Below are 25879 nucleotides of genomic sequence, written 5' to 3' on the forward strand. Positions count from 1 at the left end.
CCTAACGGAGTGTTTATGGCAGTCAAGGTCCTGGTGGTGGATGATTCCGGTTTCTTCCGCCGCCGCGTCTCGGAAATCCTCTCGGCGGATCCGACGATCCAGGTGGTGGGTACCGCGACCAACGGCAGGGAAGCAATCGACCAGGCGCTGGCGCTCAAGCCCGATGTCATCACCATGGACTACGAAATGCCCATGATGGACGGCATCACCGCAGTGCGGCACATCATGCAGCGCTGCCCGACGCCGGTGTTGATGTTCTCCTCGCTGACCCATGAAGGCGCCCGCGTCACCCTCGACGCACTGGATGCCGGGGCGGTGGATTACCTGCCGAAAAACTTCGAGGACATCTCGCGCAACCCGGAAAAGGTCAAGCAGTTGCTGTGCGAGAAGGTGCATACCATTTCCCGCAGCAACCGCCGCTTTGGCAGCTACGCCAGCCCCGCGCCAGTGGCTACGGCGGCGCCTGCCAGCAGCTTCGCCAGCCCGGCCCCGGCACGTACGCCGGTAGCTACCCGTGCGGCAGCCCCGGCCGCCACGCCAACGCATGTGCCGGCGCCCAAGCGCAAGCCTTACAAGCTGGTGGCCATCGGCACCTCCACCGGTGGCCCGGTTGCCCTGCAGCGTGTGCTGACCCAGCTGCCAGCCAACTTCCCGGCACCGATCGTGCTGATCCAGCACATGCCGGCGGCGTTCACCAAGGCCTTTGCCGAACGCCTGGACAAGCTGTGCCGCATCAGTGTCAAGGAAGCCGAGGACGGCGACATGCTGCGCCCCGGCCTGGCCCTGCTGGCACCCGGTGGCAAGCAGATGATGATCGACGGCCGCGGCACGGTGAAGATCCTGCCCGGTGACGAGCGCCTGAACTACAAGCCGTGCGTAGACATCACCTTCGCCTCGGCGGCCAAGTCGTATGGCGACAAGGTGCTGTCGGTGGTGCTCACCGGCATGGGCGCCGATGGCCGTGAAGGCGCCCGCCTGCTCAAGCAGGGTGGCAGCACGGTGTGGGCCCAGGATGAAGCCAGCTGCGTGATCTATGGCATGCCCATGGCCATCGTCAAGGCCAACCTTGCCGACGCGGTGTACAGCCTGGACGATATCGGCAAGCACCTGGTGGAGGCGTGCGTCTGATGGACGTGCTCAGCCTGATCGGCCTGATCCTTGCGTTTGTCGCCATCGTTGGTGGCAACTTCCTCGAAGGCGGCCATGTTGGCGCGCTGATCAATGGCCCTGCGGCGCTGATCGTGCTCGGCGGTACCCTGGCGGCTGCCTTGCTGCAGTCGCCGCTGGCGTCGTTCAAGCGCGCCTTGCAGATTCTGCGCTGGATCCTGTTTCCGCCACGGGTTGACCTGGCCGGCGGCATCGACCGCGTCGTGAACTGGAGCCTGACGGCGCGCAAGGAGGGCCTGCTGGGCCTGGAAGGGGTGGCCGATGCCGAGCCCGACCCGTATGCCCGCAAAGGCTTGCAACTGCTGGTGGACGGCGCCGAGCCGGAGGCCATCCGCAGCATCCTCGAGGTGGATTTCCTGACCCAGGAAAGCCGTGATATCCAGGCCGCCAAAGTGTTCGAGAGCATGGGCGGCTACGCGCCGACCATTGGCATCATCGGCGCGGTGATGGGCCTGATCCACGTGATGGGCAACCTGGCTGACCCGTCGCAACTGGGCAACGGCATTGCCGTGGCCTTCGTTGCCACCATCTACGGTGTAGCCAGCGCCAACCTGGTGTTGCTGCCGATCGCCAACAAGCTCAAGGCCATTGTCATGCGGCAGTCGCGCTACCGCGAGATGTTGCTTGAAGGCCTGCTGTCGATTGCCGAAGGTGAGAACCCACGCTCTATCGAGCTGAAGCTGCAAGGCTTCATGGAGTAACCCATGCGTCGCCGTCGTCATGCCGAGGAACACGAAAACCACGAACGCTGGCTGGTGTCGTACGCCGACTTCATCACCTTGCTGTTCGCCTTCTTCGTGGTGATGTACTCGATTTCCTCAATTAACGAGGGCAAGTACAAGGTCATTTCCCAGGCCTTGCTCGGGGTGTTCAACGACCCCGAACGCAGCATGAAGCCGATCCCCATCGGCGACGAGCGGCCGCTGAGCGTGCGCCCGGCCGAGCCGCTGGTCAAGGACAGCGAGCAGACCGAGGCGGGCCTGGCAGCGAGCACTGCCGACCCGCTGAAAACCATCAGCGATGATGTACGCGATGCCTTTGGCGACCTGATCAGCAGCGACCAGATGACCGTGCGCGGCAATGAACTGTGGATCGAGATCGAGCTCAATTCTTCGTTGCTGTTCGGCAGCGGCGATGCCATGCCCAGCGACAAGGCATTCGCCATCATCGAGAAGGTGGCCGGTATTCTCAAACCGTTCGCCAACCCGGTGCACGTCGAAGGCTTCACCGACAATCTGCCGATCCGCACGGCGCAGTACCCGACCAACTGGGAGCTGTCGTCGGCGCGGGCGGCGAGCATCGTGCGCCTGCTGGCCATGGAAGGGGTCGACCCGGCACGCATGGCCTCGGTGGGCTATGGCGAGTACCAGCCGGTGGCCAGCAACGACACGGCCGAAGGCCGCGCGCGTAACCGCCGCGTGGTGCTGGTGATTTCACGCAACCTCGAAGTGCGCCGTAGCCTGACGGGTTCGGGTAGCGCCAATGCCAAGCCGGATGCGGCATTGCGTCGGGCTGGCACACAAAGTGCACCAGCAACGCCAGCAACGGTGGCGGGGCAGTGATCCGTCAATTCCCCGACGCAATAGTTGAATGTAGCGCGGTCCCCTGTGGGAGCGGGTTCACCCGCGAAGAAGGCGACACGGTACATGGCACCGGCTGCGCCGGTGTTCGCGGGTAAACCCGCTCCCACACTGATCGCGCGAGCTTTCAGATGTTCAGCAAGACAGTTGCCTCAGCAGTGTTCCTGCCAAATCAATAGATAGAGTTTGCTTGATGAGAGTCTGGGCAGTAGCCAATCAAAAAGGTGGCGTCGGCAAGACCACCACAACCATCGCCCTGGCCGGCCTGTTGGCCGAGGCCGGCAAGCGCGTGGTCGTCGTCGACCTCGACCCGCACGGCTCGATGACCAGTTACTTCGGGCATAACCCGGATGCCCTGGAGCACAGCTGCTACGACCTGTTCCTGCACAAGGGCACCGTGCCTGAAGGCCTGCCCGGGCAATTGCTGCTGCCCACCAGTGACGAGCGCATTTCACTGTTGCCCTCGAGCACCGCGCTGGCTGTGCTGGAGCGTCAGTCGCCGGGGCAGAATGGCCTGGGCCTGGTAATCGCCAAGAGTCTGGCGCAGCTGTGGCAGGATTTCGACTTCGCCCTGATTGACAGCCCGCCCTTGCTCGGCGTGCTGATGGTCAATGCCCTGGCCGCCAGCCAGCAGCTGGTGATCCCGGTGCAAACCGAGTTTCTCGCAGTCAAGGGCCTGGAGCGCATGGTCGGCACCCTGGCCATGGTCAACCGTTCCCGCAAGCAGGCGCTACCGTATCAGATCGTGCCGACCCTGTTCGACCGCCGTACCCAGGCCTCGCTGGGCACGCTCAAACAGCTGCGGGACAGTTACGGCCAGCATGTGTGGCAGGGCTATATCCCGGTGGACACACGGCTGCGCGATGCCAGTCGCAAGGGCGTCACGCCCTCGCAGTTCGACAGCAAGAGCCGTGGCCTGGTGGCCTATCGGGCGCTGCTCAAGCACCTGTTGACCTACAAGACTGCAGCGCAGGTGGCCTGATGACCCTGACCAGAACAACCAGCAGCCGGCCACAGATGGCCCTGCAGTCCTACCTTGACGGCCTGCTGCAGGACGCCACCGAGGCCGAAGACCTGCACGTGGCACCGGCAGTGGTGGACGAGTTCGCCGACGCGGTGCGCGAAGAACAGGCGCGCGACGCCCGGCAACAGGCCAGGCCGGCACCACGCGAGGCCGCCGCCAGCCCGGTGCCGCGGCCGTTCGCCGAGCCCGCGCCGGCGGTATTGCCCAGTGTGATTCCGGTTGAAGCCCCGGTGGTGTCGGTGGTCGAGCGCGAGGTCGTGGCCGAGGCCAGCATCCCGCTGCTGGTCGAGCCACCCGCCGTGGTGGCGCTGCCCCTGGTGGATGTGCACCTGCCGGCGCCCAATCTGCCCGTGCCGCCGGCAACCGTCGATGGCCGCCCGGCCTGGGCGGCCGAGCCATTCGAATGCCTGCTGTTCGATGTGGCCGGCCTGACCCTGGCGGTGCCACTGGTATGCCTGGGCTCGATCTATTCCCTGGCCGGCCAGGAGCTGACGCCGTTGTTCGGCCAGCCTGACTGGTTCCTGGGCATCCTGACCTGCCAGGCTGGCAACCTCAAGGTGCTGGACACGGCGCGTTGGGTCATGCCCGACCGCTACCGCGATGATTTTCGCCAGGGCCTGCAGTACGTGATTTCCGTGCAGGGTTATGAATGGGGGCTGGCCGTGCACCAGGTCAGCCGCTCGCTGCGCCTGGACCCGTCCGAAATCAAGTGGCGCAGCCAGCGTGGCCAGCGCCCGTGGCTGGCCGGCACGGTTATCGAACACATGTGTGCACTGCTCGACGTCGCCGCACTGGCCGAACTGATCGCCAGCGGTGCGGCCAAGCAACTGCACGCGAAACAGAAATGACACCGAACACACCGCCAATGGCGGATATTGAGGGTAGGGGAATGAAAAAGTCGTCTGCACAAGGTTCCGAAGATCCGATCCTGCAATGGGTTACCTTCCGTCTGGACAACGAGTCCTATGGCATCAACGTGATGCAGGTGCAGGAAGTGCTGCGCTACACCGAGATCGCCCCGGTGCCGGGTGCGCCAAGCTACGTGCTGGGCATCATCAACCTGCGCGGCAACGTGGTGACGGTGATCGACACCCGCCAGCGCTTTGGCCTGATGCCGACCGAAGTCACCGACAATACCCGCATCGTCATCATCGAGGCCGACAAGCAAGTGGTCGGCATCCTGGTCGACAGCGTGGCCGAGGTGGTGTACCTGCGCCAGTCCGAGATCGAGACCGCGCCGAACGTGGGCAACGAAGAGTCGGCCAAGTTCATCCAGGGCGTGTGCAACAAGAATGGCGAGCTGCTGATCCTGGTTGAACTGGACAAGATGATGACCGAGGAAGAGTGGTCCGAGCTGGAGAATATCTGAGTTGATCCTCGAGGTTGCTGTCATCTTCCTGGCGTTGGCCTGGGCTGTGAGCCTGTGGTTTTTCCTCAACTACAGCAAGCGCCAACGCGAGCTGGCCGCCCAGCAGGCGGTGGGTGATGCATTGCGTGACCAGCGCATCAAGGACCTGGCCAAGCGCCTGGATGACTACCAGAACGGTAGCGTGCGCATGGGCGAGGCGTTGCACGCATTGAGCGTGTTGGTGGCGCCGCTGCCGGACAGGATCCAGCAGCTGGAACAGCGCGACCCGGAAAACGTCACCTTCAGCCAGGCAGCCAAGCTGGTGGGCATGGGCGCCAGCGTGGCCGAGCTGACCGAGAGCTGCGGCCTGACCCAGGCCGAGGCCGAGCTGATGAGCAAGCTGCACCGCAACGGTTGATGAAACGGGCGACGCAAGTCGCCCTTTTTCAGGGGTGGCCCACGCCAGGTCGTTGCCGGTCCTTTGACGCCTGGGCAGTTGGCGAACGGTAGTGAATTACGGCCTGCTCCACGAATGATTGTCACCCACCTCGGCGAAGCGGTTGAGTGGTAGCAGCCTGCGTATTGCCGCCTGGCAGTGCGGCAGGTTGACGAACCGGTAGGCGTTGATCCGCGGCATGCCGTACAGGTTGACGATCTGCCGCAGGATACGCAGCGCCGGCAGGTGGCGATCGACCACATCGCTGAGCATGGCCGGGCCGGTCATGCGACTGAGGCGGTTGGCATATCGGTAGAAGTTCGCCGGGTCATCGGCCAGGCTGGGCCTGCTGTCGTAGAAGTCCTGGTTGAGCTGGTAGCGTGCAAGCATCTCTTCGGAGATGGCTTCCAGGGTCGGGTTGCCGGCGTGGCTGCCGATCAGGCTGGTGTTGTACAGGCAGTTCATGCCCATTTTCTCGTTGGACATCGGCGGTGCCAGCAGCAAGCCGTCGTGGGGGGTGCGCAGTTCGACCTGGTCGATGGTTTCGCCAGTGTCCAACAGGGTGTCGTCGACATCCATGTACAGGCCTCCTTCGTGATGCAGCATCGGGTAGCGCAGAACGTCGCTAGCTGAGGCATAGTTGCTGGCAATACCACCATTGCCATCCAGCGCGGCGTCGTACTGGACGTAGTACCTGCTTTGGCGAAATTCCCTGAAAAAGGCTTGTTCTTCCAGTGGCAGTACCTGCAGGTCAGGGGCTTGCTCAGCCAGCAGGCGCAGGTTTTCGGCATAGGCTTCGGGGGCGGCGCTGGAGAGGAACAGGCGCAGGGTATATTCGCTGTTTCCAAGCCTGGCAGCATTCCTGCCCAGGTTGGCCAGCAGTTCAGGAGCGATGACCTTGTTGCCTACCCAGAGGCAGCCAACCTGTTTGGGAATCGCCTGGCTTTCGGCGGCCAATGTCGGGACCTCCACTGGCAGCGTCAGATCAACCCCCAGCGCGCGCAGGCTACGGCTGCGCATGGCGTTGGTGACTGTGCGAGGGTTGCGCACAGGCTGCAGGTCGCTGCTTCCAGCCGTTGCAACGTAGCCGACTGGATCGACCTCATTCAGATCCTGCTCGCGAATGAATACATCGCGCTCCAGGTCGTAGACCACCCGATCGTTGTAGGTATCGATACAGGCATCGAGATTATCGACATCGCCGGTGTACACCGGCGTGCGGATGACCGAATCGGCAATGGCCTGGTCGCCTCCCGGTAGGGGCGCGATGGGCTCACGGGTATGGAAATAACGTGCCCCTTCAGGCTCAGGGAAGCGGGGCGGCGAGATTGGGCTCAAGGGGTAGCCGATCTGCTCGTTCAGTCGTACTGGCGGTGCGAAACCTTCGGATTTGAACTCGAACAGTGCCTTGGCCTTGTTGGCGCCGGTAATGGCCAGCGGTACGGCATTGAACAGGCCCCAGGTGATATTGCCGACACCGGCTTCCTTGTCCTTCAGCGACTTGCCGTTGATTGCCTGGTCCAGCCCCAGGCCGAGCTGCGCGATGCCCCCGGCTGCCAACAGCGGTGCCAGGCCTGGTACCACCAGGCACAACGGCGCTAGCAGATTGAGCGTAGTGGTCAGGTAACCGAGCCATCGGGCCTTGCTGACCTGGCTGTCGCGGGTAATGAGGAAATCGGCATCATCGTAACTACGCTGGCGCTGGCGTTCGGCCAATGCCTGGAACAGGTCGCCGGTTATCCTCGGGTTGTACTTGCGTGGCCGGTAGTTGACGTAGGTTCGTGGTGGCCAGGTGCCGTCGTCGTTGAAGTAGCCGTGCTCGGGTGGCAGCCGATGGCTGGCGGGGTATTCCCCCAGGCCTTCCAGGGCAGTGTCCAGGCCGCTGAAGTCGAGGCCTTGCGAGCAGTCGACGAGGCGAAAGTGCTGCTTCAGGGCCAACCGCCTGGCGGGCTCCTTGCATTGTTGTCCGACCCAGTCCTTCATGGCGATTTTGCTGGCAAATTCCAGCAGCGGCGAACTGTTGCCGGGAATGTATAACAGGGTCAGGTCGCTGGCCTTGTCATTCAGATACAGGATGTCGGTGGCGGCGTAGCCATAGATGCTCAGGGTGCTCAGGCGCAGGTTGTGGCCCCGCGGCATCAGCCCGGCGGCTTGCCATGCCAGCTTCCTGGCCTGTTCGCTGAGGCTGCCTTCAGCGACCTGCCTGTTGCAGGCGGCAATGAAGTTGAGCTTGCTGACCAGGCGGTGGGCGGGCAAATGGTCGCGCCAGTAGCGGTCGAGTTGCGCCTTGAACGGCGCATGGAAATCCAGATCGTGGATGAAGCGCTGAAAGTCTTCGACAGCGATCGGCAGGTGTGTCGAAGCGTCATAACGTTGTGGCCTGGTGCGGCGGAACAAGCCATTGAACACCGAATAGGCGGCGCCTTGGTGATTGATGCCAGGCGCAGGCAAGGTCTCGACCAACTGCAGCGGGCCATCGGGCAGCCTGCCGGCCCACGGCGCGCGAAGCAGGGCACCGAACAGGTCGTTGTCGGATTCTCCTTGCCAGTTGCTCAGCAATGCCTGCGGCAAGCTGAGGCACTGGGTGATGGCAGCCAGGTGGCCACCGCTGGCATCGGGGCAGTGATGCAAGGTCACGACATCGACCTGTTCGGGATCGACGTCATGGCCTCGCTGCCTGAGCCATTGGCGGATTGCCCGGTTGGCTTCGCGGTCCGGGCGGGGAATATGGGTGAGATGGTTGCGGACGTAATTCACGCCAGCAGTATTGATGCGGCTGGTGGGCATGGTATTCGCCTTGCTCGTTGGAAAGAATGGCAAGGCTGAACGGCTGGCGCGGGCAGTGGTGGTAGATAACTATCGCTGCTGATCCACCGGCAACAGGGCGGTTGACGGGGTGATGTCGCGGGGCGCGTCGGGTTCGTCGCTGAAGCCGGCGGGTACTTTGCCGCGTAACTGCCAGGCGAAGGCGATGATTTCGGCAATGGTCAGGTACAGTGCCTCGGGAATCTGCTCGCCCAGCTCCAGGCGCGCCAGCAACTGCACCAGTTCGGCGTTCTCGTAGATCGGCACTTCATGCTCGCGGGCAAGTGCCAGGATGGCCTCGGCCAGTGCGTCATCGCCCTTGGCGCTAAGGGTCGGCGCCTGCTCGCCGTCGTAGCTCAGGGCGATGGCCTGTCGGGTGTGCTTGTCTGTCATGCGTTTTCATCCACCCAGCGTTGTTCCACCCGGGTGCGCGGCCCTTGTGGCGGTGTGCCGGGGTGGCACGCCAGGTCGCCGACATCCACGCCTCGGGCCAGCAGGCGTTCGCGCAGGCTGGCAAGTTCGGTTTCGATCAGCCGCGCAGTCTGCTCGCGCTCCGCCCACAGCTGGCCGCTCAAGCGCCCCTGGCTCAATTGCGCTTGCACCTGCAGGGGGCCCAGAGGCGACAGGTCGAAGGCCAGTTCGATGCGCCACAGCGCTTGCAACGGGTCTTGTGCTTCGTGCTGGCGATCGGCTTGCTGTTGCGGGGTTTCCTCGCGCTGCAGCCGGACCTGCAGCGGAATGAACTCCTGGCCATGGCGGATTGGTACCTCGGTTTGCCAGGTGGTCTGCAAATTGCCGTTTTCCAGGGTGCCGGACTGCTGCAGGCTGCTCATGGCGTGGCTCTGCAGGCGAGATACCGCCGCTGCAGCCAGGCGCAGGAGTTGTTGCAGGTCGCCCTCGTGGTCCATGGCCGCGAGCAGCCGCGAAGGTAGCGGGAATGCCCCGGGCTGCGGCTTGGGGCTGACCCGCTCGAGCATGCCCAGTGCATTGCGGGCCAGCGCCGGCATGGTCACCGCCAGGCTGACCGGGGCCATGCTGGGCGCGCCTGGCAAGCTGGACGGTGCCTGGCTGATCAGCCGTAACAAGTTTGCCTTGAGGTCAGTGACAACGCTGGCTGCCGAGCCGCCCAACAACTTGGCTTCAAGAAACGCACCGCTATTGTTCAGGGCCTGGGCCAGCATCTTGGCATCACCCAGTTGCTTGGCCTCCGGCAGGCTGGCCAGCAGACGCTCGGCGCTGGCCCGCAGCTGGCCATCGGCTCCGGGATCGCGGGCCAGCTGCTGCAGGGCATCGAGCAGGCCGGGCAGCGAAGCCTGACGGTTCTGTTGGGTCTGCAACTGCTGGGCGATGCTGAGTTGGTCCTGCCGGCCACTGAGCGGTACGAAGCGCAGCGACTGGTCGCCCTGCACCTGTGCGCTGAGCAGGCTGCCGATGGCCAGCGGTCGGGGACTGTCGACGGCCAGGGTAGCCCCGGCCTGGGCGCTGTTGAGCAGGCTGACCAGTGCCCGGTAGACGGCCGGTTGGCCGGGTGCCTGGGGCAACAGCTGGTTGGTCAGTACCTTGCCTTGCAACAGCGTGCCCACCGCTACCTTGCTGGTGTCCAGGCGGGCAAGGGTGGTGACCTGGCTGGCGTTGGCCTGCTGCAGCATGATCGCCAGGCGGTTGCCTTCCGTCTGGCTGACGGTCACCTGGCTGCCCGGGGGCAAGGGTTGGCTGGCGCTGGCCTGCAATTGTGTCTGGTTGCCGTTGGCCTGCACCAGCCGCAGCACCAACTGGAAATCGCTGCCTGTCTGGCGCAACGAAATCACTTCGGCCTGGGCGGTCTGACCGGGGGGGATCAGACCGGGCTGTGGTTGGCTCAGGCGCAACAGTTCACCGGTCATGCCCGCCTTGATGGCCTGGGTGCTGATTGTGGTTTGTGCACCGAGACTATTGATTTCAGTCATGATTGTATACAACCTGTCGAACCCGACCTCTTGGCAGCGTGGCGGCGCGTGTAATAATGCCGGGCGCCCGTGGTTGCCAGTATAACGGCAGCGCTGGGGGCGACTTGAGACACAGGGCTGCAGGTTGGCGAGATCGGCCTGGAGCCCTACACAGAGATAAGGCGAAACCGTGACCCTTCACCTCCAAGCCGCGGGCCTGGCCTGCGAGCGCGACTGGCGCCTGCTGTTCGAGCACCTGGCCTTCGAACTGCGGCCCGGCGACATGCTGCAGATCAGTGGCCCCAACGGCAGCGGCAAGACCAGCCTGCTGCGCCTGCTGGCCGGGTTGATGCAGCCCACGGCCGGGCAGATCCTGCTGGGCGGCAAGCCGCTGTCCGAGCAGCGTCATGCCTTGGCCAGCATCCTGCTGTGGATCGGCCACGCCGCCGGTATCAAGGACTTGCTCAGCGCCGAGGAGAACCTCACCTGGCTGTGTGCGCTGCACCAGCCGGCCACTCGCGAGGCGATCTGGTCGGCACTGCAGGCCGTGGGCCTGCGCGGTTTCGAAGATGTGCCGTGCCACACCCTGTCCGCCGGCCAGCAGCGCCGTGTGGCGCTGGCCCGGTTGTATCTGGCCAGCCCGCCGTTGTGGATTCTCGACGAACCCTTCACCGCACTGGACAAGCAGGGCGTGGCGCAGCTTGAAGCACACCTGGCGGCCCACTGCGAGCAGGGCGGCACGGTGGTGCTGACCACCCACCACACGCTGCAACGCAAGCCCTCCGGTTACCGTGAACTGAACCTGGGGCAATGGTCGGCATGAGCGTATTCATCCTGTTGTTGCGCCGCGAGGCGCGGCTGCTGTTCCGTCGCCCGGCCGAGCTGGCCAACCCGCTGGTGTTCTTCGCCATCGTGGTGGCGTTGTTCCCGCTGGCGGTTGGCCCGGAAAGCCAATTGTTGCAAACCTTGTCGCCAGGCTTGGTCTGGGTGGCGGCACTCCTGGCGGTTCTGCTGTCGCTGGACGGCCTGTTCCGCAGTGATTTCGAGGACGGCTCGCTGGAACAATGGGTGCTGTCGCCGCATCCACTGGCGTTGCTGGTGCTGGCCAAGGTGCTGGCGCACTGGATCTTTTCCGGGCTGGCACTGGTATTGTTGGCGCCGCTGCTGGCGCTGATGCTGGGGCTACCGAGCCATTGCCTGCCGGTGCTGCTCGGCTCGCTGCTGCTGGGCACGCCGGTACTGAGCCTGCTGGGCGCCGTAGGCGCGGCGCTGACGGTAGGGCTGAAGCGCGGCGGTTTGCTGCTGGCATTGCTGATTCTGCCGTTGTATATCCCTGTATTGATCCTGGGCAGTGGTGCGTTGCAAGCGGCGTTGCAAAATATGCCGGCAACCGGCCACCTGCTCTGGCTGGCCAGCCTCACGGCCCTGGCCGTGACCCTGGCACCCTTTGCGATAGCGGCTGGCCTGAAGATCAGCGTCGGCGAATAACGAGTCCCGGGCTTTCAAGCCCGGCCAATACCTGGATGTACCCTGATGAAAATAAGCTGGACGTGGTTCCACAAGCTGGGCTCCCCCAAATGGTTCTATGCCATCAGCGGCCGCATGCTGCCGTGGCTTGCTGGCGCTGCCGTGCTCCTGCTGCTGGTCGGCATTACCTGGGGCCTGGCTTTCGCCCCCCAGGACTACCAGCAGGGCAACAGCTTCCGCATCATCTACATCCACGTGCCTGCGGCGATGCTGGCGCAATCCTGCTACGTGTTGCTGGCCGTGGCCGGGGTAGTGGGGCTGGTGTGGAAGATGAAACTGGCCGACGTCGCCCTGCAGTGCGCTGCGCCCATCGGTGCCTGGATGACTGTCGTGGCGCTGGTCACCGGCGCCATCTGGGGCAAGCCGACCTGGGGCAGCTGGTGGGTCTGGGATGCCCGGCTGACGTCCATGCTCATCCTGTTGTTCCTGTACTTCGGCATTATTGCGCTGGGCCAGGCGATCGGTAATCGTGACAGTGCAGCCAAGGCCTGTGCGGTGCTGGCGATTGTCGGTGTGGTGAACATCCCGATCATCAAGTATTCGGTGGAGTGGTGGAACACCCTGCACCAGGGCGCCACCTTCACTCTTACGGAAAAACCGGCAATGCCCGCCGAAATGTGGCTGCCGCTGCTGTGCACGGCGCTGGGCTTCTACTGCTTCTTTGGCGCAGTGCTGTTGCTGCGCATGCGCCTCGAAGTGCTCAAGCGCGAGGCGCGCGCCAGTTGGGTCAAGGAGGAAGTATTGAACAGCCTGGGGCGGAGGGCCGCACCATGAGTTTTGCCACTTTCGGTGACTTTCTCGCCATGGGCCACCATGGCCTGTACGTGTGGACGGCCTATGGCATCTGCCTGGCAGTGCTGGCGCTGAATGTTGCTGCACCCGTGCTGGCCCGCCGTCGCTACCTGCAAGATGAGGCGCGCCGTTTGCGCCGGGAGAACAACCAGTGAATCCGCAGCGCAAGAAACGCCTGTTGCTCATCGTCGGCCTGCTGGTCGGCGTCGGGGTTGCCGTCGGCTTTGCCCTGAGCGCATTGCAGCAGAACATCAACCTGTTCTATACCCCGACCCAGATCGCCAACGGCGAGGCACCGCTGGACACGCGCATTCGCGCTGGCGGCATGGTCGAGAAGGGCTCGGTGCAACGTTCCGCCGATTCGCTCGACGTGCGCTTCGTGGTCACCGACTTCAACAAGTCCGTACCGATCACCTACCGCGGCATCCTGCCGGACCTGTTCCGTGAAGGGCAGGGCATCGTTGCCCTCGGCAAGCTCAACGGCGCCGGCGTGGTGGTCGCCGACGAAGTGCTGGCCAAGCACGACGAGAAGTACATGCCGCCCGAAGTGACCAAGGCTCTGAAGGAAAGCGGCCAGGCGGCTGGCGGCACGGAGGCCAGGCCATGAACGCGGCGTTGGTGATACCCGAACTCGGCCAGTTGGCAATGATCCTGGCGATCTGCTTCGCCGCCGTGCAGGCCACGCTGCCGCTGCTGGGCGCGTGGCGTAACGACAGCCTGTGGATGAGCCTGGCACGCCCGGCGGCCTGGGGCCAGTTCGCGTTCCTGGCCTTTGCCTTCGCCTGCCTGACCCACGCGTTCATGACCGACAACTTCTCGGTCGCCTACGTGGCCAGCAACTCCAACAGCGCCTTGCCCTGGTACTACAAGTTCAGCGCCGTCTGGGGCGCCCATGAAGGCTCCTTGTTGCTCTGGGCGCTGATCCTCGGCGGCTGGACCTTTGCCGTGTCGATCTTCTCGCGCCAGCTGCCCCAGGTGATGCTGGCCCGTGTGCTGGCGGTGATGGGCATGATCAGCGTCGGCTTCCTGAGCTTCCTGATCGTCACCTCCAACCCGTTCCAGCGCCTGTTGCCGCAGGTACCAACCGATGGCCGCGACCTCAACCCGCTGCTGCAGGACTTTGGCCTGATTGTCCACCCGCCGATGCTGTACATGGGCTACGTCGGTTTCTCGGTGGCCTTCGCCTTCGCCATCGCCGCGCTGCTCGGCGGGCGCCTGGACGCCGCCTGGGCGCGCTGGTCGCGGCCGTGGACCATCGTCGCCTGGGCCTTCCTCGGCGTGGGTATCACTTTGGGCTCGTGGTGGGCCTACTACGAACTGGGCTGGGGTGGCTGGTGGTTCTGGGACCCGGTCGAGAACGCCTCGTTCATGCCCTGGCTGGTGGGCACCGCGTTGATCCACTCGCTGGCGGTGACGGAAAAGCGCGGGGTGTTCAAGAGCTGGACCGTGCTGCTGGCAATTGCCGCGTTCTCGCTGAGCCTGCTGGGCACCTTCCTGGTCCGCTCCGGCGTATTGACTTCGGTGCATGCGTTCGCCGCCGACCCGGCGCGTGGTGTGTTCATCCTGATCTTCCTGCTGTTCGTGGTCGGCGGTTCGCTGACCTTGTTCGCCGTGCGTGCGCCGGTGGTCAAGAGCCAGGTCGGCTTTGCCCTGTGGTCGCGGGAAACGTTGCTGCTGGCCAACAACCTGATTTTGGTGGTGGCGGCTTCGATGATCCTGCTCGGCACCTTGTACCCGTTGGTGCTCGACGCCCTGAGCGGGGCCAAGCTGTCGGTCGGCCCGCCGTACTTCGATGCCTTGTTCCTGCCGTTGATGGCGCTGCTGATGGTGGTGCTGGGCGTGGGCGTGGTGGTGCGCTGGAAAGACACCCCGGGCAAGTGGCTGGCGAGCATGATGACCCCGGTACTGATCGGCAGTGCGCTGCTGGCGCCGGTCGCCGGCTTCATCGTCGATGATTTCGACTGGCCAGCGCTGAGCGCCTTCGCCCTGGCTGCCTGGGTGGTGCTCGGCGGGCTGCGCGACATCTTCGACAAGACCCGCCACAAAGGCCTGATCAAAGGCGTGCCGGGCCTTTCGCGCAGCTACTGGGGCATGCAGCTGGCGCACCTGGGGCTGGCGGTGTGCGCGTTGGGCGTGGTGCTGTCGAGCAACAACAGTGCCGAACGCGACCTGCGCATGGCCCCGGGCGAGAGCGTCGAGCTGGGCGGTTATCACTTCCTGTTCGAAGGCGCCAGGCACTTCGAAGGGCCGAACTTCATCTCCGACAAGGGCACCATCGTGGTCAGCCGCGATGGCCGTGAAGTGACCACCTTGCACCCGGAAAAGCGCCTGTACACCGTGCAGCAGTCGATGATGACCGAAGCCGGCATCGACGCCGGCTTTACCCGCGACCTGTATGTCGCCCTCGGCGAGCCGCTGGAAAACGGCGCCTGGGCAGTACGCGTGCATATCAAGCCTTATGTCCGCTGGATCTGGCTGGGCGGTCTGCTGACCGGCCTGGGCGGGTTGCTGGCGGCCCTCGACCGGCGCTACCGCGTCAAGGTCAAGACCCGGGTGCGTGAAGCCCTGGGCGTGTCTGGAGCAGCTGCATGAAGCGTTGGATCATGGTGGTGCCATTGGTGGTGTTCCTGCTGATGGCAGTTGTCCTCTACAAAGGGCTGTTCCTCAAGCCCGACGAGCTGCCGTCGGCAATGATCGGCAAGCCGTTCCCGGCCTTTTCCCTGGCCTCGACCCAGGGTGACCGTACCCTGACCCAGGCCGACTTGCAGGGCCGCCCGGCGCTGGTCAACGTGTGGGCCACCTGGTGCCCGTCGTGCAAGGTCGAGCACCCGTACCTCAACCAGCTCGCCGAGCAGGGCGTGGTGATCCACGGCATCAACTACAAGGACGACAACGCCGCCGCGCAGAAGTGGCTGGCCGAATTCCACAACCCGTACCAGCTGGATATCCGTGATGAACAGGGCAGCCTGGGCCTGGACCTGGGCGTGTACGGCGCACCGGAAACCTTCCTGATCGACGCCAAGGGCATCATCCGCTACAAGCACGTCGGTATCGTCGATGCCAGCGTCTGGCGCGAACAGCTGGCTCCGCTGTACCAGGGCCTGGTCGACGAGGCCAGGCCATGAAGCGCTGGTTGGCAGCGGCCGTGCTGGGCATGAGCCTGGCCGGTGTGGCCAAGGCGGCCATCGATACCTACCAGTTCCGCGATGACGCCGAACGTGAGCGCTACCAGCAGCTGACCAAGGAACTGCGTTGCCCCAAGTGCCAGAACCAGGACATCGCCGACTCCAACGCACCGATCGCCGCCGACCTGCGTCGCGAAATCTTCCGCATGCTCGGTGAAGGCAAGAGCAACCAGCAGATCGTCGACTTCATGGTCGACCGCTATGGTGACTTCGTACGCTACAAGCCGGCACTCAGTGGCCGCACCTGGTTGCTGTGGTTCGGCCCGGGCATTCTGCTGGTCGGTGGCTTCGTGGTGCTGGCGCTGATCGTGCGCCGTCGCCGCGGTTCGGCCAGCGAGGCTGCGCAGGAGTTGTCCTTCGAAGAACGCGAGCGTCTCGCCAAACTGCTGGAAAAAGAACAGACCCATGACTGAATTCTGGCTTAGTGCGGGCCTGCTGCTGCTCGCTGCCATCGGCTTTCTGCTGATCCCGATCCTGCGTGGCCGTCGCCAGCAGCAGGAAGAAGACCGCACCGCCCTGAACGTGGCGCTGTACCAGGAGCGTATCGACGAACTGACGGCGCAGCAGGCCGCTGGCGTGCTCGACGACGCGCAGATGGCCAAGGGCCGCGACGAAGCCGCCCGCGAGCTGCTGGCGGATACCGAAGGTGCCGAACCGGCGCGTCAGGGCCATCTGGGCAAGGCTTTGCCAGTGCTGGCCGCGGTACTGGTGCCGCTGTTGGCGCTGGGGCTGTACCTGCATTTTGGCGCGGCGGACAAGGTGGCGCTGACCCAGGAATTCGCCGAGGCGCCCAAGTCGATGGAAGAGATGACGACACGCCTGGAGCGGGTGGTGCAGGCCCAGCCGGATTCCGCCGAGGCGGTGTACTTCCTGGGGCGTGCCTACATGGCCGAACAGCGCCCGGCCGATGCCGCGCGCACCTTCGAGCGCGCCGTGGCCCTGGCCGGGCGCCAGCCTGAATTGCTCGGGCAGTGGGCCCAGGCGTTGTACTTCGCTGCTGGCAAGCAATGGAGCCCGCAATTGCAGGCGCTGACGGACGAAGCACTGAAAGCCGACCCCAACGAAGTGACCAGCCTGGGGCTGCGTGGTATCGCTGCGTTCGAGGGCGAGCGTTACCAGGAAGCGATCGATTACTGGAAGCGCTTGCTGGCCCAACTGCCGGAAGGCGACGCATCGCGTGACGCACTGCAGGGCGGCATCGACCGCGCTGCCGAGCGCCTGGGTGGCTCGCCGGACCAGGCCGCACAACCCGCGCCGGTGGTGGCGCGCCTGAAGGTGCGGGTGGAGTTGGCTGCGGCGTTGAAAGACAAGGTTCGCGCGAACGACACGGTGTTCATCTTCGCCCGCGCCAGCAACGGGCCGCCGATGCCGTTGGCGGCCAAGCGGGTGACGGTGGCGCAGTTGCCGATCGAGGTGGAATTGTCCGATGCTGACGCGATGATGCCGCAGATGAAACTGTCCGACTTTGCCGAAGTCCAACTGGTTGCACGCGTGTCGCGCGCTGGCCAGCCTACCCATGGCGAGTGGATTGGCCAGGGCGCGCCACTGCCCAGCGCCACGCAGGCCACCCAGCACCTGACCATCGACAGCCCCGACCCGTAAGAGAGCAATGCCATGCACAGCACCGTCCGCCTGACCCTGATCACCCTGGCCCTGGGTTTGTCTGCGTGTACGGTGCATGAGCCGTACGAGCGGCCGGAGCCGCCGATCGAGCGGTTGCCGCAGGAGCCGGTGGTCAAGCCGGTGCCGGGTGGGCAACCGTCCACTGCGCCGAGCAAGCCGGCGGCCATTCCCAAGCCGATGCCGCGTACTTCGGCCAGCTTCGCGCCGCCGCCTGGCGGGGCGAGCCACTGGGACCCGAAACTGGGTGTATACGTTCTTGAGAAGCAACCCAATACCTTCTACCGCCAGCGTACCTACTATCGCTTCGATAACGGCTGGAGTTGGTCGCTGAGCCCGAATGGGCCTTGGCAGGAAACGGACAGCAGTGGCGTACCGGGTGGTTTGGGGCGCGCATTCGCCCAGTAGTTGCAGCGTTAACGTTGCTTTCTTTTGCTTTTGCTTTTGCTTTTGCTTTTGCTTTTGCTTTTGCTTTTTGCTCTAGCTTCTAAGCGCGCGATAGTTCAGGCGCCGCCGAATGCGACTTCAGGAGGCCGAGCGAAGGGCTTGCGGAGGGAGGTGACGGGCATGGATGCCCGTCAAGCGCTGAGGCCCCATGGATGGGGCCTGCAGCGCGTCCTCCCGGGAGCGAGCCCGTAGCGAGGGGACCCGGAGCGCAGCGTAGGGGCCGGATGATGGGAGCCAGCGTTTTTTGGTTACTTTTTGTCGCGTTTGACAAAAAGTGACCCGCCGTAAGGGCGGAAAGGTGACTAAGCGCCACCTTTGAAAATGAATGTTGACCTTGTTGTTGAAGCCTACGCCTGAAAGCGAAAAGCGAAAAGCGAAAAGCTTGAAGCGGGATAGCGCTGGTTTTTATCGCGCGCAAAGTCCATTGGCGATGGCGACGCTGACTCACCTTTTCGCCCTTACGGCGAGTCACTTTTTGCCAAACGCGGCAAAAAGTAACCAAAAAACGCTGCGCTCCCATCATCCGGCCCCTACGCTGCGCTACGGGGTTCCCTCACTCCGGCCTCGCTCCCGGGAGGACGCGCTGCAGGCCCCATCCATGGGGCCTCAGCGCTTGACGGGCATCCATGCCCGTCACCTCCCTCCGCAAGGCCTGCGTTCGGCCTCCTGAAGTCGCGAAGATCAAGATCAAGATCAAGATCAAGATCAAGATCAAGATCAAGATCAAGATCAGGAGCAGGAGCAGGAGCAGGAGCAGGAGCAGGAGCAGGAGCAGGAGCAGGAGCAGGAGCAGGAGCAGGAGCAGGAGCAGGAGCAGGAGCAGGAGCAGGAGCAGGAGCAGGAAGACACGCTGAGCAGAACAGTGCAGTTTTGCCTCGTTATTTCGGTTGACTGTACTGCTCGGTGATTCCGCATAATGCCACCTCGAACTGATCCGGAGGTGGCATGCGCTAGACAGGCCCTAGAAACCGTCGACGATTACCTGCCCCCGCTGGAGCAGGCTGGCTACCAGCTGATTCTTGCCCCCTCACCGTAACTGCGCGCCGGGGCGATTCAACCCACGCCGATGAAATCGAGGCCGTACTCAACCCCGGCCCGCTGGGCCTGACTGCCGCTGAAATTCCTGACTCCGTGGCCCTGGTGCTGCGCAACCTGCGGGCGTTCTTTGCCGGTGAGCCGATGCCAACCCCCGTTCTACCTTGACCCATTCGATACCCCTCCGGCACTGCCCGGCCATAAGGAGCGTTTGCATGCAATTCGAGATCTTCCAGATCGATGCTTTTTCCGCCGAACCCTTCGGTGGCAACCCGGCAGCGGTGATTCCGCTGGACACCTGGCTAGCGGATGACCTGCTGCAGCGCATCGCCGAAGAAAACAACCTGTCTGAAACCGCCTATTTCGTACGCAACGGTGACACGTTCGACCTGCGCTGGTTCACCCCCAGTGTCGAAGTAGACCTCTGCGGCCATGCCACCCTGGCGTCGGCCTACGTGCTGTTCGAGCAACTGGGCGAGCAAGCCGAGGTGCTGCGTTTCAATACCCGTAGCGGTGAACTGCGTGTCAGCCGCGGGGCCGAAGGCCTGCTGGCGATGGACTTCCCGGCCAAGCAACCGGTGGCGGTCGACCTGCCGGTCGGGCTGCTGGAGGCGCTGGGGCTGAACAGTGCCAGAGCGGTGTATCGCTCGGATGATTACGTGGTGGTGATCGACGACCTGGCGGTGCTTGCCTCGCTGAAGCCCGATTTCGTTGCTCTGTCGGCATTCGACGTACGCGGCATCGCGGTAACGGCTGCAGGCCGCGATCATGATTTCGTCACCCGCTGGTTCGGCCCTCGGGTTGGGGTCAACGAAGACCCGGTCACCGGCTCTGCGCATACCTCGCTGGCACCGCTGTGGTCCGCCATGCTCGGCAAGCGCGCATTAACCTGCGAACAAGGCGGGGCGCGCAAAGGGCAGCTGCATTGTGAAGTGCCAGGCAATGGCCGAGTGATCATCAGTGGCCGCGCTGCCCTGTATCTGCGTGGGTTGGTGTACTGCTGATCAGGGCGATGTACTTCGTGGTAGGCAAGTAGACCGCCCGATCGTCTCGAACCGGGTGTCACTGGTCCGCGGCAATGTACTGGAAGGTTGCGCTGCCCGTCGGTGTAGTGGGCAGCGTGACCTTGATGATCGGCAGATTGATGTTGGTTCGGGTGAGGAAGCGCTGCTTGCTCTTGCGTGCCGGGTCCAGCCCCGCTGCCGATCCATAGAAGAAGGCCTGAATCGGCAGAACACTGCCTTGGCCCGGTGACCACACCCTCAACAACATTTCGTTGTGTTCTCCGAAGTATTCCTTATTCGACCATTTTGCTTGCATGGCTGCATAGAAGTTGGGGCCGGCATGATGATTGAGTTCGTCACGCACGTCGAAGCCACAGATCTTGTTGCCTGATGTGCCTGGCGGGTATTTGGCCACCCACTGGGCGCCCGTGGTGATGTTCTGCTGGTGGCAAGGCTCGCTGCCAGGCACCTGGGGGTAGGCGCCACACCCGTATCGTTCAGTGCGGCGGTCAGTCCAGCCATCCATCGGGAAATGACACAGAACAGGGATGTCGTCCTTATCTGATGGTTTGCCGAGGATCGGGTAGAAGATGAAACCGTTGGGATTGCTTGTTGACCAGGCAAAGCTTTTGAAATTGTTGTCCTTGCGCAAGTAGGAAAACGACACGCTGCCCTTCTTTTGGGCTGTGGGGCTAGGGTCCCAGGTGTCGTAGGTATCGCTGTAGGTCGTGACGCGTAGGATGACCCCCGAGCAGAGGAACGCCGGCCTGCTGTCACTGTCACAGTTCCTGCGGGTATCGTTGTAACGCTTGGTCAAGGCCTCCGCCGTGGCTGGGCCATCGACCACGGTGATGGTGGGCGTATGGGGTTTGGAGGGTGGCGTTGTGGTTTCCTGATTGGCGCAGGCAACCAGCAGCAAAGGTGCGAACAGCAGCAGTAATCGGTTCATCCGGTAGACCTCGGGCGTGTGCTCACTCGCTTCGGCGTGTGCGGCGACGGCATCGGTAAGGGGATCAAGAGTGGTGTGTGCCCGGGCTGGTGTCAGCATATGAGGGCTGGTGAAGGTGGACAACTGGCAGAAATGACAGGTACGACCCGCCAAAAAAACGAGGGGAGCCGGGCGGGCTCTCCTCGTTGTCGCGGGGTGGTTAAGTCAGGCTCAGCTGTCGTAGCCGCGGCTGTCGATAGTGACTTGCGTTTTATCGTTTATGACAGTACCGAACGTGTTTTTCGCAGACCATACGGCGTGGATATGGCAAAGGTCCAGGGGGTGTGCCAGCTTGGTTGCATCGAGCTGGAATTCTGTGGTGGTGTTCTCGTCGTCAGGCCCTACGGTTGCCTCCATCGTGATCCTGGTTTCTTCGATCGGTGTTTCGCTATCATCGTCGTGCTTGTCACCCATGTACTGTACGAGGTCGATCTTGATTGTGTCGCCGGTTTTTTTGTTGATGTAATGCGGTGTCACGAACTTGACGCCCGCCTTGATCTGTTCAGGCCCGATAGAGTTTCTGTCGTTCAGTGGAGTGAAACTGCCTTCTGGCAGGGTGCCTTCGCCTGGCAGCTCGTCCGAACCAGAGACCTGGACGGGTTGCAGCGGTGAATACGAGGTGTTCTCCGTGCCGCCGGCCACGGTGCGGGTCACGGTGTATTTCAGAGTCTTCTCGCCCGAGCCTTCACCGCGGATCTGTTCTTTGGTGAGGGTTAGTACCAAGTCGACCTTGTTGGCCACATCAGTTGCGGTGATGGTGCGTACGGGGAGATCTGTTTTACCGTAAGTGACTTTCAACACGTCATTGAGGTTGAACAGATCCTCAGTCGGCATCAGCCGTTGGAACCAGCGAACGATGATGGTTGCATCCTTGTCGAAGTCATCCACCGGGATCTCGTTTTCCTTGCCACTGGCCGACGTCAGCAAGGCAGGGTGCATGTTGGGGTGTATCGGCTTTTCGGGGTCGGGGTCGCCACCGGCCTGGAACAGGTTGATATCTACAACGGTCGCAGGAGAGGTACCGGCCACCAGTGTATTGCGTACGATGCGGTACAGCACATCGATTCGGGCGACCATGTTGGCACCGCCGGTTGCGGCTTTCCAGGTGTCGTAGAGCGCGGCATAGTCGGCTTGAACCGTGTGTGCCTCCTCCTCGGTATCCTCCGGAATTGGAACCAGGGTATGTACCCGCCCACCCCATACCAACTGGATCTGGTCACCCTTCTGGATACCCGGTGTGCCGGTGAAGGCAGGGATGATTACTTCTGCCGGGCCGCGGGCATCGGTTTCGTTGATGATACCGTCGTCCTCGAAGGAGGGTACTTGCGGGGCCTCCAGTCCCGTCAGTTCGCCTTTGAGCAGTACCCGCAGATCGAGCGGAATGGTCAGCAATGAAAGGTTGCCGGCACGGTCGGTAATCTCATAGGAGAATGCCAACGGGCCATCGCCTGCGGCTTCGATATCCTCACGGACGAAGGGCAGTTCAACGTCTTCATCGGAGGCTTCGATGTTGATGACTTTACTGTTTGGTGCTTTTTCACCGTTGATCAAACCCTGGATGATGTCGCCAGGCTGTACACCCTCATAGCTGGGCACGAAGCTTTCAAGATAGAAGGTGCCATCCTCACTTTCTTTGAGCTTGTCCGCGGTGAGACCATTGTCGATGATGTCCTGGTCGACGCTCAGGCGACCCAGGAACGGGCGCCCCGGGGCGGTCAGGTCGACCTCGAACTGCTGCGCCGGGCCGCGTTCTAGGCCGCCACCCTCGTAGTACTTCACCTGGTACGTGATGCTGTGACGACCTTCCGGTCGGGCAATGGCTGGCAATTCGATCGAGAAAGTATCACCGGGTTTGAACCCGCTGAAGGTAACCGGGCTGCCAATCCCGCTCCCATCGACCAGCAGTTGCACGGTGTCTTGATCTGGTTGGCGTATCTTGCTGGGTACCGGGAACGTCAGCGTCAGGGCGTCGCTTTTGACGCTCTCCAACAGCAGGTTGTCTTCTTCTCCGTCCGGTGGTAGGGGAGCCAGGGCATCGGGTGGAAATACCAGTGGGTCGGTGAAGGCCCACGTACCCGGCGCAGTAACCAGGCTCGCCTTGTAAGTCAGTGGGCCCTTGATCAGTGTATGTCGCGCGATGGAATTGGCAGGGACCTGGCTGTCGCTGACCACATCGATGAAATTGGCAGAGACACGGCTGTCGTTGACCACGTCGATGAAATTGCTCATGGCTATGTTCCATAGGCTGAAGGAAATAGGGGTTGTCCGCTGGCGATGCCAGGCCTCGTCAGGCCTGGCATCGCCAGGGGTGCTACGGGTGTAGCCGGCTGTTTAGCTAGCCATTGCAGCCGATGCGATCGCAGGTACATGTTCGATAAAAACCGCCCGGTTGTAACCTGACAGTTTTACTAGGTAGCGGCGGGGGTATTGGCGGGGAAGAGCGGGAAGGGACGCAGGGCGGTGGATGCCGCACGGTGCCTCGGGCACCGCGCGGCAAGGCTTCAGAACGACCAGCGCAGGGCCAGCGAGGCGGCGGTGTCGGAGAAATTCTCAGTGCCTACCTGCTGCGCCAGCGTAGCCGTGACGGTCAGGTCGCGATTGACCCGGCCTTCGGCACCAGCCTTGAATTCGGCGATGTTGCGAGTGCCAACCTGGCTGACGCTGGCACCGTCGAGGGTAACCCCGGCCTGGCGGCTGTTGTGGATCCAGTTGGCTTCGACAAAGGGCTTGAAGCTGTCGGCCAGGGTATCGTCACCGCTGTAGTTCAGCTTGAGGAATGCCCGGGCACCGACGCTTACGCTCAAGGTATCGCTGCCGTCGCTGGAGACGATGGTGCCGTTGTCTTCACGGTGATCGTCGGGCGTCACGCCAGACCAGAATACCTTGGCCTTGGGTTGCAGGTACCAGGCGCTGCCGTTGTCGAGGGCGTTGCGAAACACATAGCCGGCTTCGAGCGAGGTGGACACGCCACTGGCGCTATAGGTTTCCTTGGCGACATCTTCGCCGGTTACCTGGGCATCGAACCAGCTGTATTGCAATACCGCATCGGTATACAGCCCCTGCTCGCTGTTGCCGTCGGCGTACCAGGTGCCATAGACACCGGTGGTGTAGCCTTTGACCTGGCTGCCGGCATGGTGGTTGGTAAGCTGCGAGGTAGTGGTACCGTGGCTGTAGCCATAGCCGGCGAAGGCCCCGGCGCGCCAGGCGCCGCCGTCGCGGGTAATGCCGCCAGCCAAGTCGGCGCCCAGCAGCAGGGCATAGCGGTTGGTGTGGGTGTTGAGCTGCCCGGAGTTGTCGGTGGCGCGCTGGTGGCCGCCGCTGTTTTTCATCCACAGGTTGGTCGATCTGCCATTGGCCGCGACGGTGTCGGCGCGCTCGGTCTCGCCGCTGCGTTCGCTGACACTGGCGTCGAACAGGGTATTCATGGCGTATAGGTTGGCAGCGTAGGCGCCACCTTCGGGGCGTACCACCAGGGTCGGCGCAGGGCCTGGGCCTGGGCCCGGGTCAGGGTCAGGGTCAGGGTTGCCCGGGTCGCTCAGCTCGTTGCTCAGATACCAGTTGCCGCTGTTGGCGCCTTCGCCACGCATCAGGTGGTAGTCGTAGGCGCCGGCGACGATACGGCCCGATTGCTGGAATTCCCCGGCCGAGTTACCCCCCACGGTGATCAGCTCGATGCCGTTGAGGGTCTTGGCGCCGCTGCCACCCAGGTTGTTGACGCGTACCGAGGTGCTGCCACTGGTGTCGCCTTTGACAATCAGTTTGTCGGTGAGCGAATCGTCGCCGCCGAGTACCGAGTTGAACACCAAGGTACCGCCATTGCCGGCATAGTTGCCTTCCACAGTCAGGGTACGGCCGGCGGCGTCGTCGGAAAAGGCTACGGTACCCGCATTGTTCAATTGCCCGATGCTGGAGTCGCCGTTGATGATCCACGCGGCGCTGTCGGCTACGGCAACGTTGTCGACGCCTTGCATCGAGCCCCGCAGGACGGCGCGGTCGAGCAAGTTTACCTCGGTGTGGGCGGTGTCTTCGGAGGTGATATTGCCGGTGATGTCGCTCGCTTCGATGGTCAGGGAGGCTTGGGCGTCATCGTGTACCTCCAGCAGGTTGCCATTGCCAGCGCTGACCACCGTGCCGTCGCGCAGGGTGATGTGGGCGATGGGTGGGGCATCTTCGCCGGGGTACAGGTTGCCCATGTAGATTGCACTGCCATTGCCCGACACCAGTTGGCTGCCGGCGATGTCGAGCACTGCAGTGAGGTCTGCGCTGGAGCCACTGATATCGGAATTGATGGCGATGGCATGGCGTTCGCCGTCGAGCACCGAGCCGCTGATTGTGGCGTTGCCGCCGAGCATCAGCAGTGCCACTCCGGAGGAAAATTCCGCACCCGCCGAGGTATTACCGGTTTCCTTTGCCGTGACGCGGCTACCGGTCAGGCTCAGGGTGCTCTGGTTGTTGAGGATGGCGCGCCCGTCTGCACGGATCGTGGCACCTTGCGCAGTCAGGCTGCTGCCATTCACCAGGGCGATGGCCGAGCTCAGGCCAGACCCCGTACCATCGGCCTCGCTGCCCGGTTTGAGGATCAGGCTGGCGCCGTCGCGCACCTCCCAGAACTCGGCGGGGGTGCCCGCTTCGACAGTGGCGCTTTGCCCGGGGCCGACAAGAACGGCGGCGTGGCTGGCCAATGGGCTACAACTGAGCAGCAGCAGGCAGGCATAGCGTGAGGGGCTATGGGTAGTCAGGCGGGAAAGTCGTTTCATCGTTGACTCCGGAATGGGTTTTTACAGAAGCGAGAAGACTGGATGCGCGGAGGATGAAGGGATGATGGGAATTTTCCTGTAGGAAAAGTCCGATCAGATCAAGGAAAAATCAGAAGTTGGCCTTGGCTCACGGACGTCGCGCTCAGGCTCGCTGTCAAGCTTGAGTGACTGCTGGCGGAATGTAACCTAGTAAAAATGCTAGTTTTTACCGGGAAACCCAAGTGCAGAATATTGCGCTG

Annotated in this window: 25 protein-coding genes and 1 pseudogene; 20 read left to right on the plus strand and 6 right to left on the minus strand. The window is 63.1% G+C overall.

The genetic code is table 11. The features are described from left to right. Nucleotides 1-15 precede the first annotated feature (15 nt). The 7 genes from HU760_RS08220 (at nucleotide 16) to HU760_RS08250 (ending at nucleotide 5537) form a co-directional block, all read left to right on the plus strand. Nucleotides 16-1128 carry a protein-glutamate methylesterase/protein-glutamine glutaminase gene (locus tag HU760_RS08220; protein WP_186679755.1) on the plus strand — a complete coding sequence of 371 codons (1113 nt, stop codon included), beginning with the start codon at nucleotides 16-18 and terminating at the stop codon, nucleotides 1126-1128. After that, nucleotides 1128-1868: a flagellar motor protein gene (locus tag HU760_RS08225; RefSeq protein WP_186679796.1), complete on the plus strand. Its 741-nt coding sequence runs from the start codon at nucleotides 1128-1130 to the stop codon at nucleotides 1866-1868. The genes HU760_RS08220 and HU760_RS08225 overlap by 1 nt, the downstream gene beginning before the upstream one ends. Before the next feature lie 3 nt (nucleotides 1869-1871). Beyond that, nucleotides 1872-2729, plus strand: a complete 858-nt coding sequence (gene motD, locus HU760_RS08230) for a flagellar motor protein MotD (protein ID WP_186679758.1) — start codon at nucleotides 1872-1874, stop codon at nucleotides 2727-2729. Nucleotides 2730-2940: 211 nt separating this feature from the next. Continuing rightward, nucleotides 2941-3729 carry a ParA family protein gene (locus HU760_RS08235; RefSeq protein WP_186679761.1) on the plus strand — a complete coding sequence of 263 codons (789 nt, stop codon included), beginning with the start codon at nucleotides 2941-2943 and terminating at the stop codon, nucleotides 3727-3729. Then, nucleotides 3729-4619, plus strand: coding sequence for a CheW domain-containing protein (locus tag HU760_RS08240; protein WP_186679764.1), 891 nt, complete (start codon nucleotides 3729-3731; stop codon nucleotides 4617-4619). The genes HU760_RS08235 and HU760_RS08240 overlap by 1 nt, the downstream gene beginning before the upstream one ends. Nucleotides 4620-4660: 41 nt before the next feature. Continuing rightward, nucleotides 4661-5140 carry a chemotaxis protein CheW gene (locus HU760_RS08245; RefSeq protein WP_003254393.1) on the plus strand — a complete coding sequence of 160 codons (480 nt, stop codon included), beginning with the start codon at nucleotides 4661-4663 and terminating at the stop codon, nucleotides 5138-5140. A 1-nt stretch (nucleotide 5141) separates the two neighbouring features. Next, nucleotides 5142-5537, plus strand: coding sequence for a DUF2802 domain-containing protein (locus HU760_RS08250; RefSeq protein ID WP_186679766.1), 396 nt, complete (start codon nucleotides 5142-5144; stop codon nucleotides 5535-5537). 96 nt (nucleotides 5538-5633) lie between these two features. Here the strand turns inward: HU760_RS08250 and HU760_RS08255 are convergent, their stop codons facing one another. The 3 genes from HU760_RS08255 to fliK all read right to left on the minus strand — a co-directional run bounded on the left by HU760_RS08255 (nucleotide 5634) and on the right by fliK (nucleotide 10306). Next, nucleotides 5634-8342, minus strand: a complete 2709-nt coding sequence (locus tag HU760_RS08255) for a dermonecrotic toxin domain-containing protein (protein ID WP_186679768.1) — start codon at nucleotides 8340-8342, stop codon at nucleotides 5634-5636. 69 nt (nucleotides 8343-8411) lie between these two features. Continuing rightward, nucleotides 8412-8753, minus strand: coding sequence for an EscU/YscU/HrcU family type III secretion system export apparatus switch protein (locus HU760_RS08260; protein ID WP_186679771.1), 342 nt, complete (start codon nucleotides 8751-8753; stop codon nucleotides 8412-8414). Beyond that, on the minus strand, nucleotides 8750-10306 hold the full coding sequence (fliK, locus tag HU760_RS08265) for a flagellar hook-length control protein FliK (protein ID WP_186679774.1): 1557 nt from the start codon (nucleotides 10304-10306) through the stop codon (nucleotides 8750-8752). Before fliK ends, HU760_RS08260 begins: the two co-directional genes overlap by 4 nt. A 169-nt stretch (nucleotides 10307-10475) precedes the next feature. On the opposite strand from fliK, the gene ccmA reads away from it, so the two are divergent. The 13 genes and pseudogenes from ccmA to HU760_RS08325 all read left to right on the plus strand — a co-directional run bounded on the left by ccmA (nucleotide 10476) and on the right by HU760_RS08325 (nucleotide 19895). Continuing rightward, the gene (gene ccmA / locus HU760_RS08270; RefSeq protein ID WP_186679776.1) at nucleotides 10476-11108 is read left to right on the plus strand and encodes a cytochrome c biogenesis heme-transporting ATPase CcmA; all 633 of its coding nucleotides are present in this window, start codon (nucleotides 10476-10478) and stop codon (nucleotides 11106-11108) included. Next, nucleotides 11105-11773 carry a heme exporter protein CcmB gene (gene ccmB / locus HU760_RS08275; protein ID WP_012273477.1) on the plus strand — a complete coding sequence of 223 codons (669 nt, stop codon included), beginning with the start codon at nucleotides 11105-11107 and terminating at the stop codon, nucleotides 11771-11773. The genes ccmA and ccmB overlap by 4 nt, the downstream gene beginning before the upstream one ends. Before the next feature lie 45 nt (nucleotides 11774-11818). Continuing rightward, nucleotides 11819-12586 carry a heme ABC transporter permease gene (locus tag HU760_RS08280; RefSeq protein ID WP_186679778.1) on the plus strand — a complete coding sequence of 256 codons (768 nt, stop codon included), beginning with the start codon at nucleotides 11819-11821 and terminating at the stop codon, nucleotides 12584-12586. Further along, a complete protein-coding gene (gene ccmD, locus HU760_RS08285) occupies nucleotides 12583-12759 on the plus strand; it encodes a heme exporter protein CcmD (protein ID WP_013973562.1) in 177 nt (58 codons plus the stop codon). The genes HU760_RS08280 and ccmD overlap by 4 nt, the downstream gene beginning before the upstream one ends. Beyond that, on the plus strand, nucleotides 12756-13211 hold the full coding sequence (gene ccmE, locus HU760_RS08290) for a cytochrome c maturation protein CcmE (RefSeq protein ID WP_186679780.1): 456 nt from the start codon (nucleotides 12756-12758) through the stop codon (nucleotides 13209-13211). The genes ccmD and ccmE overlap by 4 nt, the downstream gene beginning before the upstream one ends. A gap of 11 nt (nucleotides 13212-13222) precedes the next feature. Next, nucleotides 13223-15196 carry a heme lyase CcmF/NrfE family subunit gene (locus tag HU760_RS08295; RefSeq protein WP_186679799.1) on the plus strand — a complete coding sequence of 658 codons (1974 nt, stop codon included), beginning with the start codon at nucleotides 13223-13225 and terminating at the stop codon, nucleotides 15194-15196. After that, a complete protein-coding gene (locus tag HU760_RS08300) occupies nucleotides 15193-15729 on the plus strand; it encodes a DsbE family thiol:disulfide interchange protein (protein WP_186679782.1) in 537 nt (178 codons plus the stop codon). Before HU760_RS08295 ends, HU760_RS08300 begins: the two co-directional genes overlap by 4 nt. Continuing rightward, nucleotides 15726-16202, plus strand: coding sequence for a cytochrome c-type biogenesis protein (locus HU760_RS08305; protein ID WP_186679784.1), 477 nt, complete (start codon nucleotides 15726-15728; stop codon nucleotides 16200-16202). Before HU760_RS08300 ends, HU760_RS08305 begins: the two co-directional genes overlap by 4 nt. Continuing rightward, entirely contained in the window at nucleotides 16195-17391 is a 1197-nt protein-coding gene (gene ccmI, locus HU760_RS08310) for a c-type cytochrome biogenesis protein CcmI (RefSeq protein ID WP_186679790.1), read from the plus strand. The genes HU760_RS08305 and ccmI overlap by 8 nt, the downstream gene beginning before the upstream one ends. 12 nt (nucleotides 17392-17403) lie before the next feature. Then, entirely contained in the window at nucleotides 17404-17817 is a 414-nt protein-coding gene (locus tag HU760_RS08315) for a hypothetical protein (RefSeq protein WP_186679793.1), read from the plus strand. A gap of 665 nt (nucleotides 17818-18482) precedes the next feature. Next, complete coding sequence (locus HU760_RS08320; RefSeq protein ID WP_217858969.1) at nucleotides 18483-18710, plus strand: hypothetical protein; 228 nt, start codon at nucleotides 18483-18485, stop codon at nucleotides 18708-18710. A gap of 62 nt (nucleotides 18711-18772) precedes the next feature. After that, nucleotides 18773-18978 (plus strand): annotated as a pseudogene (locus HU760_RS24440) (hypothetical protein); the annotation flags it as partial. Between the two features lie 128 nt (nucleotides 18979-19106). Further along, on the plus strand, nucleotides 19107-19895 hold the full coding sequence (locus HU760_RS08325) for a PhzF family phenazine biosynthesis protein (RefSeq protein WP_186680105.1): 789 nt from the start codon (nucleotides 19107-19109) through the stop codon (nucleotides 19893-19895). Between the two features lie 58 nt (nucleotides 19896-19953). Here HU760_RS08325 and HU760_RS08330 read toward each other — a convergent pair whose 3' ends face one another. From HU760_RS08330 to HU760_RS08340, 3 genes are all read right to left on the minus strand, one after another. Beyond that, complete coding sequence (locus HU760_RS08330) at nucleotides 19954-20943, minus strand: halovibrin HvnC (RefSeq protein ID WP_186680102.1); 990 nt, start codon at nucleotides 20941-20943, stop codon at nucleotides 19954-19956. Between the two features lie 111 nt (nucleotides 20944-21054). After that, complete coding sequence (locus HU760_RS08335; protein WP_186680099.1) at nucleotides 21055-23112, minus strand: hypothetical protein; 2058 nt, start codon at nucleotides 23110-23112, stop codon at nucleotides 21055-21057. Nucleotides 23113-23384: 272 nt separating this feature from the next. Beyond that, nucleotides 23385-25640, minus strand: coding sequence for an autotransporter outer membrane beta-barrel domain-containing protein (locus tag HU760_RS08340; protein WP_186680097.1), 2256 nt, complete (start codon nucleotides 25638-25640; stop codon nucleotides 23385-23387). Nucleotides 25641-25879 lie beyond the last annotated feature (239 nt).

The sequence above is a fragment of the Pseudomonas oryzicola genome (assembly GCF_014269185.2).
GTDB classification, from domain to species: domain Bacteria; phylum Pseudomonadota; class Gammaproteobacteria; order Pseudomonadales; family Pseudomonadaceae; genus Aquipseudomonas; species Aquipseudomonas oryzicola.

Bases quoted from the DNA above. Each gene is read 5' to 3' on its own strand.
- HU760_RS08220 (WP_186679755.1), top strand. From the start codon at position 16: ATGGCAGTCAAGGTCCTGGTGGTGGATGATTCCGGTTTCTTCCGCCGC.
- HU760_RS08225 (WP_186679796.1), top strand. From the start codon at position 1,128: ATGGACGTGCTCAGCCTGATCGGCCTGATCCTTGCGTTTGTCGCCATC.
- motD (WP_186679758.1), top strand. From the start codon at position 1,872: ATGCGTCGCCGTCGTCATGCCGAGGAACACGAAAACCACGAACGCTGG.
- HU760_RS08235 (WP_186679761.1), top strand. From the start codon at position 2,941: ATGAGAGTCTGGGCAGTAGCCAATCAAAAAGGTGGCGTCGGCAAGACC.
- HU760_RS08240 (WP_186679764.1), top strand. From the start codon at position 3,729: ATGACCCTGACCAGAACAACCAGCAGCCGGCCACAGATGGCCCTGCAG.
- HU760_RS08245 (WP_003254393.1), top strand. From the start codon at position 4,661: ATGAAAAAGTCGTCTGCACAAGGTTCCGAAGATCCGATCCTGCAATGG.
- HU760_RS08255 (WP_186679768.1), bottom strand. From the start codon at position 8,342: ATGCCCACCAGCCGCATCAATACTGCTGGCGTGAATTACGTCCGCAAC.
- HU760_RS08260 (WP_186679771.1), bottom strand. From the start codon at position 8,753: ATGACAGACAAGCACACCCGACAGGCCATCGCCCTGAGCTACGACGGC.
- fliK (WP_186679774.1), bottom strand. From the start codon at position 10,306: ATGACTGAAATCAATAGTCTCGGTGCACAAACCACAATCAGCACCCAG.
- ccmB (WP_012273477.1), top strand. From the start codon at position 11,105: ATGAGCGTATTCATCCTGTTGTTGCGCCGCGAGGCGCGGCTGCTGTTC.
- HU760_RS08280 (WP_186679778.1), top strand. From the start codon at position 11,819: ATGAAAATAAGCTGGACGTGGTTCCACAAGCTGGGCTCCCCCAAATGG.
- ccmD (WP_013973562.1), top strand. From the start codon at position 12,583: ATGAGTTTTGCCACTTTCGGTGACTTTCTCGCCATGGGCCACCATGGC.
- HU760_RS08300 (WP_186679782.1), top strand. From the start codon at position 15,193: ATGAAGCGTTGGATCATGGTGGTGCCATTGGTGGTGTTCCTGCTGATG.
- HU760_RS08305 (WP_186679784.1), top strand. From the start codon at position 15,726: ATGAAGCGCTGGTTGGCAGCGGCCGTGCTGGGCATGAGCCTGGCCGGT.
- ccmI (WP_186679790.1), top strand. From the start codon at position 16,195: ATGACTGAATTCTGGCTTAGTGCGGGCCTGCTGCTGCTCGCTGCCATC.
- HU760_RS08315 (WP_186679793.1), top strand. From the start codon at position 17,404: ATGCACAGCACCGTCCGCCTGACCCTGATCACCCTGGCCCTGGGTTTG.
- HU760_RS08320 (WP_217858969.1), top strand. From the start codon at position 18,483: ATGCCCGTCACCTCCCTCCGCAAGGCCTGCGTTCGGCCTCCTGAAGTC.
- HU760_RS08325 (WP_186680105.1), top strand. From the start codon at position 19,107: ATGCAATTCGAGATCTTCCAGATCGATGCTTTTTCCGCCGAACCCTTC.
- HU760_RS08330 (WP_186680102.1), bottom strand. From the start codon at position 20,943: ATGCTGACACCAGCCCGGGCACACACCACTCTTGATCCCCTTACCGAT.
- HU760_RS08335 (WP_186680099.1), bottom strand. From the start codon at position 23,112: ATGAGCAATTTCATCGACGTGGTCAACGACAGCCGTGTCTCTGCCAAT.
- HU760_RS08340 (WP_186680097.1), bottom strand. From the start codon at position 25,640: ATGAAACGACTTTCCCGCCTGACTACCCATAGCCCCTCACGCTATGCC.